Source organism: Candidatus Eisenbacteria bacterium (assembly GCA_005893305.1).
GTDB lineage: Bacteria > Eisenbacteria > RBG-16-71-46 > SZUA-252 > SZUA-252 > WS-9.
Genome location: VBOZ01000033.1, coordinates 25,116 through 41,572, shown reverse-complemented (window position 1 = coordinate 41,572; position 16,457 = coordinate 25,116). Strand labels below are relative to the sequence as shown.

11 protein-coding genes are annotated in these 16,457 nt (G+C 67.5%); 2 read left to right on the top strand and 9 right to left on the bottom strand.

The window, feature by feature from the left end:
* Positions 1–108: 108 nt before the first annotated feature.
* Positions 109–378: a hypothetical protein gene (locus E6K79_10670; GenBank protein TMQ63102.1), complete on the top strand. Its 270-nt coding sequence runs from the start codon at positions 109–111 to the stop codon at positions 376–378.
* A 396-nt stretch (positions 379–774) separates the two neighbouring features.
* Here E6K79_10670 and E6K79_10665 read toward each other — a convergent pair whose 3' ends face one another.
* Positions 775–2,652, bottom strand: coding sequence for a hypothetical protein (locus E6K79_10665; protein ID TMQ63101.1), 1,878 nt, complete (start codon positions 2,650–2,652; stop codon positions 775–777).
* 30 nt (positions 2,653–2,682) lie between these two features.
* Positions 2,683–3,564 (bottom strand): hypothetical protein, encoded by an 882-nt coding sequence (locus tag E6K79_10660; GenBank protein ID TMQ63100.1) that lies wholly within the window; start codon positions 3,562–3,564, stop codon positions 2,683–2,685.
* Between the two features lie 349 nt (positions 3,565–3,913).
* On the opposite strand from E6K79_10660, the gene E6K79_10655 reads away from it, so the two are divergent.
* Positions 3,914–6,418, top strand: a complete 2,505-nt coding sequence (locus tag E6K79_10655) for a hypothetical protein (protein ID TMQ63099.1) — start codon at positions 3,914–3,916, stop codon at positions 6,416–6,418.
* Positions 6,419–6,471: 53 nt separating this feature from the next.
* On the opposite strand, the gene E6K79_10650 is transcribed toward E6K79_10655, so the two are convergent.
* The 7 genes from E6K79_10650 to E6K79_10620 form a co-directional block, all read right to left on the bottom strand.
* Positions 6,472–8,751, bottom strand: coding sequence for an acyl-CoA dehydrogenase (locus E6K79_10650; GenBank protein TMQ63098.1), 2,280 nt, complete (start codon positions 8,749–8,751; stop codon positions 6,472–6,474).
* A 92-nt stretch (positions 8,752–8,843) separates the two neighbouring features.
* The gene (locus E6K79_10645) at positions 8,844–9,437 is read right to left on the bottom strand and encodes a GNAT family N-acetyltransferase (protein ID TMQ63097.1); all 594 of its coding nucleotides are present in this window, start codon (positions 9,435–9,437) and stop codon (positions 8,844–8,846) included.
* Between the two features lie 24 nt (positions 9,438–9,461).
* Positions 9,462–10,469, bottom strand: a complete 1,008-nt coding sequence (locus E6K79_10640) for an SDR family NAD(P)-dependent oxidoreductase (GenBank protein TMQ63096.1) — start codon at positions 10,467–10,469, stop codon at positions 9,462–9,464.
* Entirely contained in the window at positions 10,436–11,038 is a 603-nt protein-coding gene (locus E6K79_10635) for a biotin transporter BioY (GenBank protein TMQ63095.1), read from the bottom strand. The genes E6K79_10640 and E6K79_10635 overlap by 34 nt, the downstream gene beginning before the upstream one ends.
* Positions 11,039–11,094: 56 nt before the next feature.
* Entirely contained in the window at positions 11,095–12,366 is a 1,272-nt protein-coding gene (locus tag E6K79_10630; protein TMQ63094.1) for an asparagine synthetase B, read from the bottom strand.
* Positions 12,363–13,097 carry a tetratricopeptide repeat protein gene (locus tag E6K79_10625; GenBank protein ID TMQ63093.1) on the bottom strand — a complete coding sequence of 245 codons (735 nt, stop codon included), beginning with the start codon at positions 13,095–13,097 and terminating at the stop codon, positions 12,363–12,365. Before E6K79_10625 ends, E6K79_10630 begins: the two co-directional genes overlap by 4 nt.
* Positions 13,094–16,435, bottom strand: coding sequence for a hypothetical protein (locus tag E6K79_10620; GenBank protein TMQ63092.1), 3,342 nt, complete (start codon positions 16,433–16,435; stop codon positions 13,094–13,096). Before E6K79_10620 ends, E6K79_10625 begins: the two co-directional genes overlap by 4 nt.
* Between the last annotated feature and the right edge of the window lie 22 nt (positions 16,436–16,457).

Below are 16,457 nucleotides of genomic sequence, written 5' to 3'. Positions count from 1 at the left end.
ACGCCGAAGTCCTGGCTGGTCTGATCCTCCAGCGCCAGAGACGGCCGGTACTGGAGCGTCGTGTGATACCAACCGACGCCGGCGCCCGCATAGATAACCGGGATCGGCGTGAGCCAGAGCGACGCGGTCACGGGCCACATCTTTGCTTCGACCGCGCCCGCGTCCCGTTTCTCGGACCGGTACGATCCGCCGAACTCGGCCTTGAGCACGTGCGGAACCACGTTGCTCCGCAGCGCCAAACCCACCTGCTTCGTCACTTCGTCGCTCTCGACCGATCGCGTGATTCCGACCGACGGGACGATCTCAAGCGCCCTCGCGGCCTTCGGCTGCACCACGATCAACAAGAGCACTGCACTCGCGACGCGCGTGAGAATGTGAAACGGCATCGCCGCGCGTCGAACATCTCTGCGATCCATGGGCACCTCCTTCTTGATGTGACTCCCCACTTTTTCGGCTACCCCCACCCGGGACGTGCTACCCCGGATTCCAGCCGGGTAGATAAACAAAGGCCGTGCCACCCGGGGCAATTTTGGAGGCGATCGGCAGGTAACCGATTGTCATACCGCGACTTTCCGCCAAGACGCTGGCCTTGACGCGGCCCCCGAAGTCGAGCCAGGTCGGCTGTCGATCCCGGGCAGCAGTGTCCCGATTGGGTCGGAGTGGGCCCAATTTTGTCATCAAGTGTTGACGGTTTGGCCCGCGCGGGCGGGAACAGGCCGGGGAACAAAAACGCCCGCGCGAGGCGGGCGTGCCCTGCAAAAGTAGGAAAGACTCCTACTTCAACATCAGCAGCTTCTTCGCGTCGTTCGTTCCCCAGGCGGTCTCCAGCTTGTAGAAGTAGACGCCGCTCGAGAGCCTCCGACCCTGGTCGTCCTTGCCGTCCCAGCGCACCGTGTAGATGCCCGCCGCGTGGTGTCGGTCGACGAGAGTCCGGACGAGAGCCCCACCCACCCCGTAGACCCGAATCGTCGCCCAGCCAGCGTTCGTGAGGGAGTAGCGAATCATGGTCTCCGGATTGAAGGGGTTCGGCGCGTTCTGGAAGAGCCTGCTCGGCAACGCGGGCGCTCTCGACGTGGGGTCTTCCTCGACCGCGGTCGGGTAGTAGCAGGCGGGCACCTGGAAGTAATCCGTCAGGACGTTCTTGATCAGGCTCACCCGCTCTCCGAATTCCTCGATGTTGTTGAAGTTGAACGATTGCAGAACGCTCCGCGCGCTATCCGTTCCGAACGAGACGTACTTCGTCGCGAAGCGCGTGGCGGCGGGGAAATTGTTTGGAAATTTCAGGAAGTTGCCCGACTTCCCTCGGGACGGCGCTCCCGACGAGGTCGTGAGGAGATCGAAGTCCTCGATGAACGGGCAATCCGAGTTCGCGTGCATGAGCCGCCCGGCCGTCGGAGTGCCCGCGTACCCCGTGACCACCGGGCGAAGCGTGTCCTGAGGGGTATTCTCCCAGAGGTTCCTGAGATACCGGGCTCCCATGGTGAAGTCGAGGAAGCTGTTGTAGTCCTCGCCCTTCACGATGAGCTCCCAAGCGACGTTGTCGCCCACGATGTAGAGGTTCCGGTTCTTCCCCGGCTGCTGGATCCACGATTCGAGCAGCGCCTCATCCGGTTGGCGGAGGGTGTACTGACTCAGGCTGCCCGCGTGCCAGACGATCGTCGAATAGCGAAGCAGGTCGTTCGTGGTCGCGCCGGGCCAGTGATAGAACTGATCGTTCGTGGGGGAGCCACCGGGGGTGTTGCCGGCCCCGGTGGTCGGTCCGTTCACGTCCCAGACGTCGAACTTGTATCCCTGCGCGGTCATGGCCTTCCCCAGGGACGATTCCGTCTCGCGTCCGTAGTTATTGTTGACGAAGAGAATCTGCGCGAGGCTGTCGGTGCAGCCCAGAGCCGGATTGGTGGCCGTCTTCAACGGGAGGATCGAGGCCGAGAAGTATGTCTGGGTCGACGGTGCGCTCTTCGGCAGATACCCGACCGAGTCGGCGCTGTCGGTGACGGCGAAGTAGTACTGGAGATTCGTCCCGGCGGCGTATGCGATAGGCGGAACGTCGCCGTAGCGATAGGTCGGTAACGATGGAGCCGACTGCTGAAGCGCCACGGAGTTCCACGAGCCGTTGTTGAAGCGGTAATACATGAAGCCGTTCTTGTAGCCGCGGCTCGTGGTGACCTGTACCACCGCGCTGTCGCCGAGAGGGGTGTTGAAATTGTCATTGCCGAAGAACGGCGTCGTCCGGAACGTATCGTTGAAGAGGTCGAGATCCCGCTGGATGAAGATCGGCGGCGCGACCTGCTTGATTCCGATCGCGACGTTGTCGAAGAGCGGATAGACGTTCGAGGCCGTGACCGGGCCGCCGCAGTAGATCTGCCCGTAGTCCTTCACGATGAACATGACCTGGACGGTATCCTTGCCCGCCGCTTCCGGCAGGATGATCTTTTGGCGAATCCAATCCTTGCTCGACCCGTAGTAGAGGAGCCCGGTCGGGTCCCTCCATAGACCCCAGACCGCCCCGGCGTTCTTGTATCGGTAATTGACGCTGTAGTAGAAGCAATCCTCGAGCGGGAGATTCCGGTAGACGTCGAACGCGACCAGGACCTCGGAGGACCGGTTTACGAAGACAGGGGGCGTGAGAAGCCGGTCGTCCAGCCGCGGCACGAGCGAGAAGACGACCGGATCCCAAGCGACCTAGAGGTTCGTCCGATTGTCGGTGCAGAGATCCTCGGTGATGACGTTGTTGGCGAGGTTGTAATAGTCCCCGACCGGCGGGAGCGTCGTCCGGGTCCACGCTCCCATCCCGCTCTCCATGTCATCGAAGAACTTGACCGTGGCGCCGGCGGTGATCTGGACGTTGTCGATGACAAATCCGTCGCCTTGGTATTGGCCGTCCGCGGACGAGTATGCGATGTCGCTGGTGAACGAGAAGCGGAACGGCATCGGCTTTGGGCCGTTCGGTCCGTTGTTCCAAGCGATCCAGGTCGATTCGGGGATCACGGCCGAGAAGAAGCCGCAGCTTCCGCCGACCGGCATTTCCCCCGTGAAGGTGGAGCCTGCGCCGAGCCCGACCCAGTCCTCCACCTGATCCTGAACCTGGACGCGGCCGAAATCGAAATTCGGCTCGGCCTTGATCTTGTAGGTGAACGAGATCGTGACGGGCGTGCCCGCCGGGACGCCGGCGAGGTTGACCGAGTTCCCTAGATACTGGGTCCAGCTGTTGTCGTATCCGGCCCGGTTCGAATCGTAGATCCAGGAAGAGTCCACCATGCCGCACCACCACGAGTGCCCCGAGCACCCCAGGACGGTATCGATGTGCCAGGCGGTCGGCCCCCCCGAGTTGTCGTAGTGCGTCCACCCTCCTTCGTCGTCGAGAGGGTGGCCGTCGAGGCTGTCTTGGAAGACGTAGACCTCATCGACCGGGGGCGGCGGGAAATGCGGGCGGCGGGACGATCGGGAAACACGGCCGGTGGGCGTCTCACCCGTGGCCTCGGTGCGGTAGACGCCGGGCGCCGGCTGGTCTGTCTTCTGGGTAGCGCCGCCCGCGAGCGGGGCTGCCGACGCGGAGACGGCCAAGGCTAGGACGCCTACGGAGAGGCAAAGAACCGCGGCCGAGGCGAGCCGGGGAAGGCCCGAGGACCGCAGTCTGGGATCGGGATGAGCGGTAATGGGCGCGGGTCTCCGCACGTTGTCTGATAAAGCTGGGGAATGCTCCGATCCGCGAATGGTGCTGGGCTCGTTCCCGGCCCACACCACAACGCCAGTAGTATAGCATAATCCGATGCCCCGTACCAGGCGGAACCGCAAGCCGTTACCGGCACAAGCGATGGGGAGGGCATCGGAGTCGAAAGGCAGGGGACCCGCAGGGGTCCAAACCCGGCGGCCGCTTCTTTACGGCTGCTTCTTCGCCTCCGGGGCGGCGGGTTTGATCCTGGAAGTCGTCTGGTCAAAGTACCTTTCCTTCCTCCTCGGGAACTCGATCTACGGCGTCTCCACCGTCGTTGCGGCGTTCCTCGGAGGACTCGGGATCGGCGCCTCGCTGGGCGGGCGCCTTGCCGCGCGCACGAGGGAGCCGCTCCTCCTCTACGCGCGGCTTGAGCTGATCGTGGCGGTGATGGGGCTCTTGAGCCCGGTCGCCTATCTTGCCGCCCGTCCCATCTTCGCTTCGTTGAACGCCCTCTTCCTCGGGCACGGCGCGGCGTTCCTGTTCCTCCGTTTCCTGGTCCTCTTCGCGGCGCTCCTCGTGCCCACCATCGCGATGGGCGCGAGCTTGCCGCTTCTTGTCTCCGATTTCTCGCGCCGCGACGCGAAGGGCTCGTCGCCGGCCGTGGCCCGCCTCTACGCCGTGAACACGGCGGGCGCGGTCGCGGGCGTGGCGGCCGCGGGCTTTCTCGCGATCCCCGCGCTGGGTTTGTGGAAGACGGCGGCCCTCGCCGCCGGCATCGATCTGGCGGTCGTGCTCGCGATCCTCCTCGCCCGCCCTCCGGCGCCCGTCGCCGCGGCGGGGGAGGGAGTCGCCGCGGAGCCCGCGCCGGACGCACGGGGGCCGAAATCTTTGGGCGCCCCGCACCAGGCGCCCGCGTTCGCGGGGTGGATCCTCCCCATCTTCGCGATTTCCGGATTCACCGCGATCCTCTACGAGGTCGCCTGGACGCGCATCCTCGCCGTTCCATTCGGCGGGATGGTCTACGCATTCTCGGCGATCCTCGCGATCTACCTGGTCGGCATCGCGCTGGGCGCCTCCGCGGCCGCGCGGCTTCTCCGGCACGTCAAGGCGCCCGTCGCGCTGTTTGGAGTGCTCCAGGGGATCTTGGCGGCCGCGGTCGCGTTGGGCAGCCGCCTCTTCGAGCGCATCCCGCACTGGGAAGCGACCGCGATCGCGGCGTCGATGGGGAGCACGTGGAGGCTTCTTCTGGGCGAGGTGGGGATCGCCGCGCGGATCATCCTCCCGGCTTCGCTCGCGCTCGGCGCTCTCTTCCCGACGGCGGTCGCGGTCTACCAGCTCAAGCGCCGCGAAGCCGGGGCATCGGTCGGCACGATCTACGCGGCGAACACGATCGGGTCGATCGCGGGCTCGCTCCTCACCGCGTTCCTCCTGATCCCGTGGATCGGGACCCTTCGGTCGATCCTCCTCGCGGCGGGGCTCAACGCCGCGATCGGGATCGCGGCACTCCTGGCCGGCGAGGGCCGTCCGATTCTCCGACGATCCGCCGCGGCCGTGCTCGCGGCGTCCGCCGTGGCGTTCGCGGCGCTGGCGATGCCGACGTGGGACGCGGAGCGGATGAGCCTGGGCTTGATTCGACTCCTGAGGTCGCACTGGTACGGGGGCGAGTCGCTGACGCACCGGACGATCGACGCGATCGGGAGATCCACGAAGCTCGAGCGCCTCCTCTTCTATAAGGAGGGGCGGGCCGCCGCGGTCACCGTCATCGAGAGCGGCGGACGGCGCGCGCTCCTCATCAACGGCAAGACGGACGCCACGACCGGGGTCGGGGAAGACATGGCGCAGCAGGTGCTCGTCGGCCAGCTCCCGTTATTGATGTTGCGGGACGACGGAAAGGACGTCTGCGTGGTGGGCTACGGGAGCGGGGTCACGACCCACGCCGTGCTCACGCATCCGGTTCACGAAGTGCTGACGATCGAGCTGGAGGACGCGGTGATCGAGGCCGCGCCCCAGTTCCGGGCGGACGCGGGGGAACCGTTGGCGGACCCGAGGAGCCGTCTCCTGATCGAGGACGCGGGCACCTACCTCCGCTCCACGCGGCGCGCGTACGACGTGATCATCTCGGAGCCGTCGAACCTCTGGATCGCGGGGATGGCGGACCTCTTCACACGGGATTTCTACCGTACCGCCGCCTCGAAGCTCCGGCCCGGGGGAATCTTCTGCCAGTGGGTGCAGTGCTACCAGACTTCGCCCGCGACGCTCCGGACCATCTTCCGCACCCTCGCGGTCCCCTTTCCCCACGGCCAGCTCTTCTTCGTCGACAAATCCGCCGATCTCATCATCCTCGCCTCGCCCGACCGGGATGTCCCTCTCGATCTCGATCGCCTGGCGGAAGCATGGGCGCGCCCGGAGGTAGCGCGGGACTTCGCCCGGGTGGGCGTGGAGTCGCTGGCCGACCTGCTGCGCTACTACCGCGGCCGGCTCGACCGCGTCGCGGCGGAGGCCGGGCCGGGACCGATCAACACGGACGACAACGGGTGGCTGGAGCACCGCGCCCCGTTCGACCTCCTCGCGGGAGCCACCTCGGAGCACGAAATGGCGTGGTCCCCGGATGTCGCCGCCGATCTGGCGGCGTCGATCGTCCCGGATCGGGATCGCGCGGCGGCGCTTCTGGACGATGCCGCCCGGCGCGCCAAGGCCGCGGGAAACGAGGGGGCGGTTCTGGGGCTCAAGATGGCGCGGGAGCGGCTGGCGCGGGGAAAGTAGAGCGTGAGTCTGGTTGGCGCGGGGGACGGGCTGACGCGCGAGAAGTGACCCGGCTACCGACGAAGGCCCCGGTACTCCGCGGCGTCGAAGGCATCGACCTGGATCGCGTCGCGTCGTGCCGCGGCCGCCTCGCGCGCATGGCAGCGCTCGGCTTCCGTGATCACCCCCGCGCGCAGCGCGGCGTCGTAGAGCGCGTCGCCTTCCACCTCCGCGATGGTCTTCGCGCGAATCGCCTGCTTGACCTTCCGCTCGATGGAGGCGGCGGCCGCGACCTTCCGGTAGGCCGCCTCGAGCCTTCCCAGCCCTTCCTCTTCCGGCGGCGGAAAGAAGATGTCCGCGGTCAAACGCTCGACCGCGTCCCGGTCGGTGAGCAGGCTATGCGCGACCGCCGCGCTCAAGCGATCGTTTGGCCCGCGCCGCCTGGAGCCCGGCGGAAACAGCATGAGTCGCAGGATCCACGCGGCGGGACGATTCGGGAAGTTGTCGAGAACGCCGCGGAGGGCGGTCTCGATCTCGTAGAGCGCGTGCGCCGCGGACCACCGCGCGAAGGGAAGGTCCCGCGCGGGCTGGCCGTCGTCCACGAATCGCTTGAGCGCCGCGGACCCGAGGTACATCCACGCGAGGGCGTCCGCGAGGCGCCCGCTCAATCGCTCGCGACGCTTGAGCGTTCCGCCGAGCGTGGCCATGGCGGCGTCGGAGATGAGCGCGAAGGCGGCGCTGTACCGCGAGAGCTTCGCGAAGAGCGGGCCGGCCGGGCCGCTCACCGGGTGCGGCGCGAACAGGCTCCCGGTCCACGCGAGCCACTTGGCGCGGATCGCGGTGCCCAGGACGTGCCCCAGATGTCCGAAGAAGGCGCGATCGAACGCGGCGAGATCCCGAGCCGCGATCGCGCGCATCTCCTCCTGGACGAAGGGGTGGCAGCGGATCGCCCCCTGCCCGTAAATAATGAGCGTGCGCGTGAGGATGTTCGCCCCTTCGACGGTGATCCCGACCGGGACCGAAGCGTAGGCCGCCGCGAGGATGTTCCGCGGACCGCGGCAGACGGCCGCGCCCGCCTGAATGTCCATCGCGTCGTTCACGACGGAGCGCATGCCTTCGGTCAGGTACCGCTTCACGATCGCCGAGACGACGGCCGGCTTCTGCTCCGAGTCGATCGCGCCGAGCGTGAGCTTGCGCGCGGCGTCCATCATGTAGGTCTGCCCCCCGATCCGCGCGAGCGGCTCTTCGATCCCCTCGAAGCGCCCGATCGGGAGACCGAACTGCTCCCTCACGCTCGCGTAGTCGCTCGTGGTGCGCGCCGCCAGCTCCGATGCACCGACCGCGAGGGAGGGGAGGGAGATGCCGCGGCCCGCGGCCAGGCAGTCCATGAGCATCCGCCATCCTTTGCCGGCCATCGCGGAGCCGCCGATGATGAAATCGAGCGGCGCGAACACGTTCTCTCCGTGGGTGGGACCGTTCTGGAACGGCACGCCGAGCGGATCGTGGCGCTCCCCGATCCGGATTCCGGGCAGGTGCGTGGGAAGGAGAGCGCACGTGATTCCCAGATCCTCGCTTCCTCCCAACAGGCGATCGGGATCGTGGAGCCGAAAGGCGAGACCGAGGACCGTGGCGACCGGGGCGAGCGTGATGTACCGCTTGCTCCAGTGAAGGCGCATGCCGAGGACCTCGCGCCCTTCGTAGGTTCCGCGGCAGACGATTCCCGTGCTCTGGAGCGCCGTGGCGTCGCTGCCCGCCTCGGGCTCGGTGAGGGCGAAGCACGGAATCTCGTCTCCCGAAGCGAGTCGCGGCAGATAGTGACGCTTCTGCGCGTCGGTCCCGTACCGGAGGAGCAGCTCGGCGGGCCCGAGCGAGTTGGGCACCATCGCGGTGACGGCCGCCGTGACGCTCCGGCTGGAGAGCTTCGCGATCACCGCCGAATGCGCCGCGGCAGAAAAGCCGAGGCCGCCGAACTCTTCCGGAATGATCATGCCGAAGAACCGCTGCTTCTTGAGGAACTCCCACGCCTGAGGCGACAAGTCGCCTCCGCGGATCACGTCCCAATCCTTGACCATCGCGCAGAGCTCGTTGACCGGACCGTCGAGAAACGCTCGCTCCCTCTCGGTCAGCGCCTTGGGGCGAAAATCGAGCAGCTTCCGCCACCGCGGGCGCCCCGAGAAGAGCTCTGCCTCCCACCAGACGGTGCCCGCTTCAAGCGCGATCCGCTCGGTCTCGCCCATCCGGGGCAGGGCCCCCGCGACCATGGGCATGAGCCAGCGAGTCACCGTTCTCACCCGGAGTGGCGGGACGGCGAAGACGAGAGCCAGCGCAATCAGGACCAGGACCAGCCAAAGCATGTGGATCCCAAAAAGGTCGAGGAAGACGAAACGGCCGACAACGAACCCCAATTATACAGTTCATCGTCACAAGAGGCGTACTTCGCGAGAGGTTACTTACCGGATCGCGATCTGGAGCCGGGTCGCTTGCGGGAGGGGGCGGCGGGTCGCGCCTGACTCCACTCCTCGCGCAGCAGCCCCATGACGATCACGTCCCAGTACTTTCCCTCGCGGAAGCAGTGCTTTCGCAAGGTTCCCTCGAGGCGGAACCCGACCTTCTCGTAGGCCCGCCGCCCTCTCGCGTTGTATTCGTAGACGTGGAGCCAGATGCGGTTCAGGTTGAGGGTCGTGAAGCCGTACTCGACCATGAGCGCCGTCGCTTCGGTCCCATAACCGCGATCCCACTCCGTCTTGTCGCCGATCAGGATCCCGAATCCGGCGTGCCGGTCCTTCCCGTGGACCGCGTGGAACGCCGTGTTGCCGATCAGACGGTCGTCCTTCTTGAGCGCGATGCCGAAGACCATCCCGCCCTGTTCCTTGGAGGCGCGCGCGATGAACTCCTCCTCGATGTCGCGGTTCATCGGGCGGTAGAGGATGAGGTTTCGCGTGATCTCCGGATCGTTGACCCACGGGACGAAGATCGCCGCGTCCTCCCGCTCCAGGGGACGGAGGTAGATTCCCTCGCCGATCAGGAAGGGGTTTTTCAAGGGTACCCGGCTAAGCGGCGCCCGCTACGCGGCCGCGGTTCGAGACCGCTTCCATTCACGGACGACGACCGGAACTCCGGCCTCGATCGTGCGGTAGACAGGTCTCCAACCCAGGACATCCCGGGCTTTGGATGAGTCGACTTTCGGGCAGAAAGTATAGGCGTCCACCTTCCACGCGCCGAGGATCGGGATCACCGTCTCCTCGGGCAAGGAAACGGGCTCGGGGGCGCGCATCTCCTTCGCGACGAGCCGCGTGAACTCGCCGAGCGTCGAGGGACGGTCGTCGGCGAGGAGGTAGTCGTCGCCGTCGAGCCCTTTCTCGATCGCCAGGCGGTAGCCGACCGCGGCATCGCTCGCCGCGACGTAGTGCATCGTCTGGGTCCCGTCGCCAATGAAGCTCGACTGCCCGCGGCTCATCGGCTCGAGCACACCGTGCTCGAACCATCCGCCCGACCCGTAGATGAACGTCGGGTTCACGCTGATCGCGCGGAGGCCCTTTTTCCGGTGTCTGGCGAACACGGGGTAGGTCTTGCGGTGGCGGATCCCGAAGCCGCGCCCTGAGGACATCGGCGAGGAGTCGCGGACCCAGCCGTCGGGGCCAGGCTCGTGGAGGAGTGATCCGAAGGTATTCACGAGACGCTTTTTGTGGCGGCGCACGAACACGCAGAGCCGGTCGAGGACCGCGGCGAGCTCCTCGGCGTCGCGCTCGGCGTCCTCGCGCTCCTCTTTCCCCTGGCCGATGTCCGCAGGCACCGCCAGGTGAATCACGACGTCCGACCGCTCGATCGCCGATTCCCACGGAGCGGGATCGCGAATGTCGCCGGCCACGGCGACGACGCCGTATTCGAGACGCGCCTTCGCCTCGGCGTTTCGCGCGAGGCCCAGGACCCGGTACCCGTGCGTGACCAGCTCGCGGCAGACCGCGCGGCCGATCGCGCCCGTCGCCCCGGTGACGAGCACCGCGGTGGCGTAGTCCTCGGCCGGATCGTAGTAAGGCGTTATCGGCCGGCCCCCCGGCCGAGCCACTTCCACGCGAGCGGAAGCGCGGCTGCGGCCAGACCGATCTTCACGACGTCACCGGGCACGAACGGCCAAAATCCCATCGCCCACACGTTCGAAGAGCCCACGCAGCGCGCGAGCCATGGGAGCGCGACCGCGAAGATCGCGACGTTTCCCAGGATCATGGAGAGGATCGTGGTTCCGGCCCGGCGATCCCAGCCGCGCTCGGCAAGGAGGCCGCAGAGCCATGCGCCCGGGATGAATCCGAAGAGGTAGCCGCCCGTCGGACCGACCAGAACGGCGGGCCCCGCGTTGAGGCCCGCGAAAACGGGGATACCGGCGGCACCCTCGGCGAGGTAGGCGATCACGGCCGCGGCGCCCCGCCAGCGGCCGAGCGCGGCGCCGACCAAGAGCACCGCGAAGGTCTGGCCTGTTACGGGCACCGGGGAGAACGGAAGCGGGATCGCGATTCGGGCCGAGAGCGCGATCAAGGCGCTTCCCACGAGCGTGAGCGCGAGGTCGAAGGCGAGTGAGAGGGCGCGGGGTCCGGCGGCCCTTGGTTCCGCCGGTGCCGGGCGCCATACGTCGGCAAGCGTCAGCATGGCGGCCAGTGTAGCCCCCCGGGCCCGCCCCGCTCAAGCCGGGACTGCGGTGCCGCCTACGTCTTCTTTTCCTTCTTCTCGGCGGCCGGGAAGAGGACGTTGTTCAGGATCAGCCGGTAGCCGGGGGAGTGCTTATGGAGCGCGAGATCGGTCGGGGGATCGCCGACGGCGTGCTGGTAATCCTCGGGGTCATGCCCACCGTAGAACGTGAACGTCCCCTGCCCGAAGTGGCCGTGGATGTACTTCGCGTCGTCGGCACCGGGAGTCTCGGCGAGCACGGTGACCCCCGGCTTCAGAAGCCGCTTCTCGAAGCCGGTCGTCTGCCCCATGAAACCGGGGACGTTGGCCACGTGGTCCTGCACGAGCATCGACGGCACCGGATCCTGCTTCGCCGAGAAATCGAACAGCGTGAAGTAGTCGTTCCGCTGGCCGCGCAAGGATGCGCGATTGGTCGTATCGATGTTCGAGAACTCGTAGACGAGCGGGTTCTCCTCCAGCTCGAAATCCCGGAAGGCCAGGGTCTTCGAAAAATCGAGCTTCGCGTCCGCGTCGGGGTCGGCCGGATCGTGATCGTACTCGGGGCCGACGATGTCGACCCGCTCGGCGGCGAGCGCGATGTCGAACGTATCGGTGGCCGAGCACATCGCGAACAGAAATCCGCCCTGCGCCACGTAGAGCTTGATCGCCCGCGCCACGGCCTTCTTCATCTCCGAGACCTTGGCGAACCCGTACCGTTTCGCCATCGCCTCGTTCTCGGCCACCTGGCGGCGGTACCAGTCGGTCGCCGCGAAGGCCGCGAAGAACTTCCCGTACTGCCCGGTGAAATCCTCGTGATGCAGATGAATCCAGTCGTACTCGGAGAGCTTGCCGTCCAGAACCTCGGCGTCCCAGAGCTTCGTGTACGGGATCTGCGCGTAGTCGAGGGCGAGCTGGACCGCGTCGTCCCAGGGCGGCGCGCTGGGAGGGACGTAGACCGCGATGCGCGGCGCCGTCTCGAGCTTCATGACCTCCATGTTGTTGTCGGCGATCTCCGCGTAAATCTGCGCGACCGCGCTTTCGGGGATCGACTGGACCGACACGCCCCGGATCACCGCCTCGCCCGCGACGGCCGGGTCGTCGGGCAGAAGGAACGATCCGCCGCGGTAGTTGAGCAGCCATTCGCCGTGGAGCCCCCGCGCCAGGGCCCAGTACATGAGGCCGTAGGCCCGGAGATGGTCGGTCTGGGTCTCGTCCATCGGAACCAGGACCTTGGCCCACGCGATCCCGGGCGACAGGGCGACCAGGAGCGCGAGCACCGAGAGAAGAGGCCCGCGGGCGCGATTCCTCACAGCTGCATCCCCTTTCGCATCTCGATCACCTGCGAGCGCACGCCCGGCGCGAGCGGAGAATCGGGGAAGCGCTCGAGCAGCTCCTGATAGAGCTTGAGCGCGCGATCCCGCCCCTCGCCCAGCGCGATCGTCTCGTCGCCTGCCAGCTTGAGCGCGGCGGGCGCGAGCCGGCTCTTCGACGAGGAGTCGGCGACCGCCATCGCGTGCGTCACCGCCGCGGCGTGGTCGCCGCGATCTCGGGCCAGCTCGGCCATCTGGTAGTGGAGGTGATAGCGGATGCTCGCGCCGGGCCAGCGCTCGAGCGTCCGCGCGGCCACGGCCGACGCCGAATCGGGACGCCCCCCTTCGCGGAGCGCCAAGACCTTCGCGTAGCCGCGCAGGGGCTCGTCCTGGAAGTCGCGGAACCCGCGCATGAGGAGCACCAGCTCGAGGGCGTCGTTCATGTTGAGATTTCGCAGGTACGCCTTGGTGAATTCCCCGGCGTGCGCGATCGCCTCGTCGAACTTCCCGGCATAGAAGGCCTCCTTGGCGGCAGTGTAGACGCCGTTCCCGAGCGTGTCGCTCGGGGAGCGGACCTCCGCGGCGCGAACGATCGCGCGGTAGACGTCGGTCGCCTCCTTCTCCTTCTCCTTCTCCTGAGGAGGAGGCTGCGTCGCCGCCCCGGCCGCGCGCCAAGCGCCGCACACGCCGAGGAGTAGAACCGCTAGGGAAGCGATCCGGATCCGCCTCATCGGGCTTTCCCTTCGAGAATCGATTGGAAATATTCATCGACCGTCGCGCGGTAGCGCGGCGCGATCGGATCCCGGCTGCCGCGCGCGAGCAAGGCGGCGAGCGACGGGCGGGATTTCAAGAGGTCGCCCGAGAGGGCGCCCGGGGAGGAGCGCACGACGTCGACTCCGGGCCGTGAAACGCGCCGCCGCGAATAGTCCCGCTTCTCGACGCTCCGCGGCGCGTCGAGGAGCCGGCTCAAGATCCGCTGCTGGCGGTCGACGGTGTCCTGATCGAGGCGGCCCGAGCGAAAGTTCTGCTCCACCTTCTTCATGTCCTCCGACACGTCGCCCAGCTTGCCGAGCGTTCCTCCGTTCTGGCCGAGCTTCTGCGTCGCCTCCTCGAGGCCCTGGCGGATCGCCTCCTGCTCCGCGGCCATGCGGCCCAAGGCATTCCCCATCCCCTCGCGCAGGCGGCCGCTGTTCCCCTGTTGGCCTTCTCCCTGGCTCGGCATCATCCCCATCGATTCCTCGTTCAGCCCCTCCTGCTGCCCCGCCAAGCTCTGCAGCTTCTCCATCGCCTCCTGCATGCCGGTGGAGGATTTGGAGCCCTGCATCGATTCCTTCTGGCGCAGAAGCCCGCCGGCCGCTTGACTCAGCGCGATCGTGGCCTCCTTGCTTCCCGTGATTCCGCCCGCGAGGTCCTGATTCGAGTAGCGGCCGACCGCGTTCGATTGATTCGACAGCGCCCGCCCCAGCGATTGGGCGATGTCGGGCGTGATGAAGAGCGTCTGCTTCGCGACCTCGGCGACCCGATTCGTCGCCCCCTCGGTCGACTCCTGGAGCCCCTTCTGGGTCTCGGCCCGCTTCGACAGCGAGCTCGACTCGTCTCCCAGCATATCTTCCTGGATCGAGGCGATGTCGAGGAGGTCCTGCGCGGACTGCTCCATCTTCTTCGCGATCTCGTTCTTCCGCTTCGCGGCGAACTCCTCGCGCATCTTGTCGACGCTCTTGCGAAGCTCTTGAAGATTCTGGGCCAGATCCTTCGCCTGATCCTGCGACGCCTGCTGCTCCCCGCTCTCCATCTTCTCGCGCGTGCGCTGGAATTGGGGCTGCATCCCCTGCGGCCCCAGCTTCTGGCTCAGGCGGCTCGACTCCTCGGCCGTCTCCGAGTCGAGCGGTTTGAGCTCCGATGTGAGCGAATCGAGCGCGGCGCGCTCCTCGTCCGCCATCTTGGCGATCTCATGCTCGCTTCCCGCGAGCTTGCTGACCTCGTCCTTTTGCCCCGCCCGCGAGAGGGAATCGTTGACCGCGAGCTGGCGGCGCTCCATCTCCGCCGCGCGCTCCGAGGCCGCCTCGAGCATCTCCTCCGTGCGGATCTGCTTGAGCATCTCGATGGTCCGCTCGAGATTCTTCATCGCCTCTTCCTGGGAGAGCTTGAAATTCTGGAGGGCGCGCTCCATCTCCTGAGGCGAGATCTTCTTCATGGCCTCCTGGAGCCGCTGCATCGACCGGAGGAGGTTCTGGTCCTTGATCTGGCTCAAGAGCTGCTGGAGCTCCTGAATCTTCTGCACCAGCTCCGCGTTCAAGGCGCGCGACTGGGAGAGCTTCTCCGCGTCCTGCGAGAGCTTCTGGGCGACCTTGTCGATCTGCTCGCGCAGCCGCTCCTGCCCTTCGGCCGTCTTCTGGATCTCCTGGCGCTGCTCCCAGCTCAGCTCGCGAGAGCGCCCGACGTCGCGGGAAAGCTCGTCCGACTTCTGCTGTAGCTCGCGGGCTCCCTTGAGCGCGTCCTGCAAGGTCTCGATCGACTCGTCGCGCTCATCCGCCATCGAGGCGAGGATCTCGGTCGCCGACGGGAAGCGGAGTCTGCGCTCGTCGGACCAGGTGGTCTGGGGCCCGTCGATCGCGTCTCCATCCACCGCGCCGAGCTGATACTCGACCTCCTCGCCCGGCAAGAGGGAATAGCCGCCGAGCGACCACGTGTAGCGGATGGCCAGCTCGCGGGCGCCCTCCTTCTCCTCGTGGAGGACCTCCACGCGCTCGGGCTCCTGGCGCACTCGGTAGCGAAGCAGGATCTTTCTCACGCCGTGATCGTCGGTCGCGCCCGCGAGGACGACCGTGGTCATGTCCCGCGCCACGTCCTCCACGGGGCCCGGCGCGAGCACGGTCACGGTCGGAGGCCGGTCGGGGATCGCCCGCAGGTCGAACGGCCCAAGGTCGGAGCGGCGTCCCCGCTGGTCCTCCAAGCGGATCGAGTAGCGATCGTCGGCGCGTATCGGAACCGAGAACCGCGCGCTCCGCTCGCCGGGTTGGCCCGGGAGCTCCTGGCCCGCTGCCTCGAAGCGCGCCGTCGCCTTCGCGACCGCGCGGTTGACCGAGACCTCGAGGATCGCTCGCGTCCCGCGCGGCGCCGCGAGATCCCCGGTGATGGCCTGGCTGACCTCGGGCTTGAGCCCCGTGTAGGCGGGATATTCGTAGAGGATCCGGTATCCGGTCGCGCGCGGCAGATCGCGCACGTTGAGCGCGTAGGTCGGGGTCTCCTGGTCGGCGACGCGCACGCGGTAGACGACGTCCTCGTTCAGATTGCGAAGCACGAGCGAATAGGCGCGCTCGCCCCGCCGGGCGCCCTCGGCTCCATCGGCGTTTCCGAAATTGCTTTCGCGCCAGCCGGCCGGTCCGCGCGTCAGAAGCTCCGGCCTGCGCCCCGAGCCGGCGACGTAGGCGCGGAGCGCCACGGACTCTCCCCCCTCGACGTCCCGCGTGCCGGGCTCGACGCGGATTCGGATCGGCGCCTTCGGCGCTCGCCTCGGATCGGAGATGCGCTGGAGCACGAGCGGGGTCTTGGCGCCGCCCACGACGCTCGCGATGCCGATCAGAAGGAGCGCCACGCCCGCCGCGCCCAGCCACCGGCCGCGCTTCTCCCAGCGCTTGAGCCTACCCAGCTCGATCCCGCCCGCGCGCGCGGCCGCGGCTTCCACGGCGGCCTCGCGGAGCGCGCCCGAGGTCCAGGCGCCCCGTTCCGGATCGTCACGGGAAAGCTCGAGCGCGGACAGGAGCTCGTCCTCGCGGTCCCCGTCGAGCTTCCCCGCGGCCAGCGCGGCGTCGGAGAGCGCCGCCTCCGAGGCGAGCACCCGGGCGACCGCTGTGAAAAAGAAGACGGCCGCGGCGCCGAGGAGCGCCAAGCGCAGCACGGAGTATTCCGCGCGGTAAAGCGGCGCCAAGAGCGCCACGACCAGGGCCAGGAACGCGATCGCGAGCAGTCCCACGATCGCGGCGAGCCCCGCGCGCTCGATCGCGCGCCAGAGGAGGATCCGGCGGGCGCTCTTGAGGCGCCCGAGGAGGGCTTCATAGGCGGGCTTCACGGGCGGTCCCCCGCGCTACCGT

Coding starts and splice junctions, on each gene's coding strand:
- E6K79_10625 (TMQ63093.1), bottom strand. CDS start 13,097: ATGAGGCGGATCCGGATCGCTTCCCTAGCGGTTCTACTCCTCGGCGTG.
- E6K79_10650 (TMQ63098.1), bottom strand. CDS start 8,751: ATGCTTTGGCTGGTCCTGGTCCTGATTGCGCTGGCTCTCGTCTTCGCC.
- E6K79_10635 (TMQ63095.1), bottom strand. CDS start 11,038: ATGCTGACGCTTGCCGACGTATGGCGCCCGGCACCGGCGGAACCAAGG.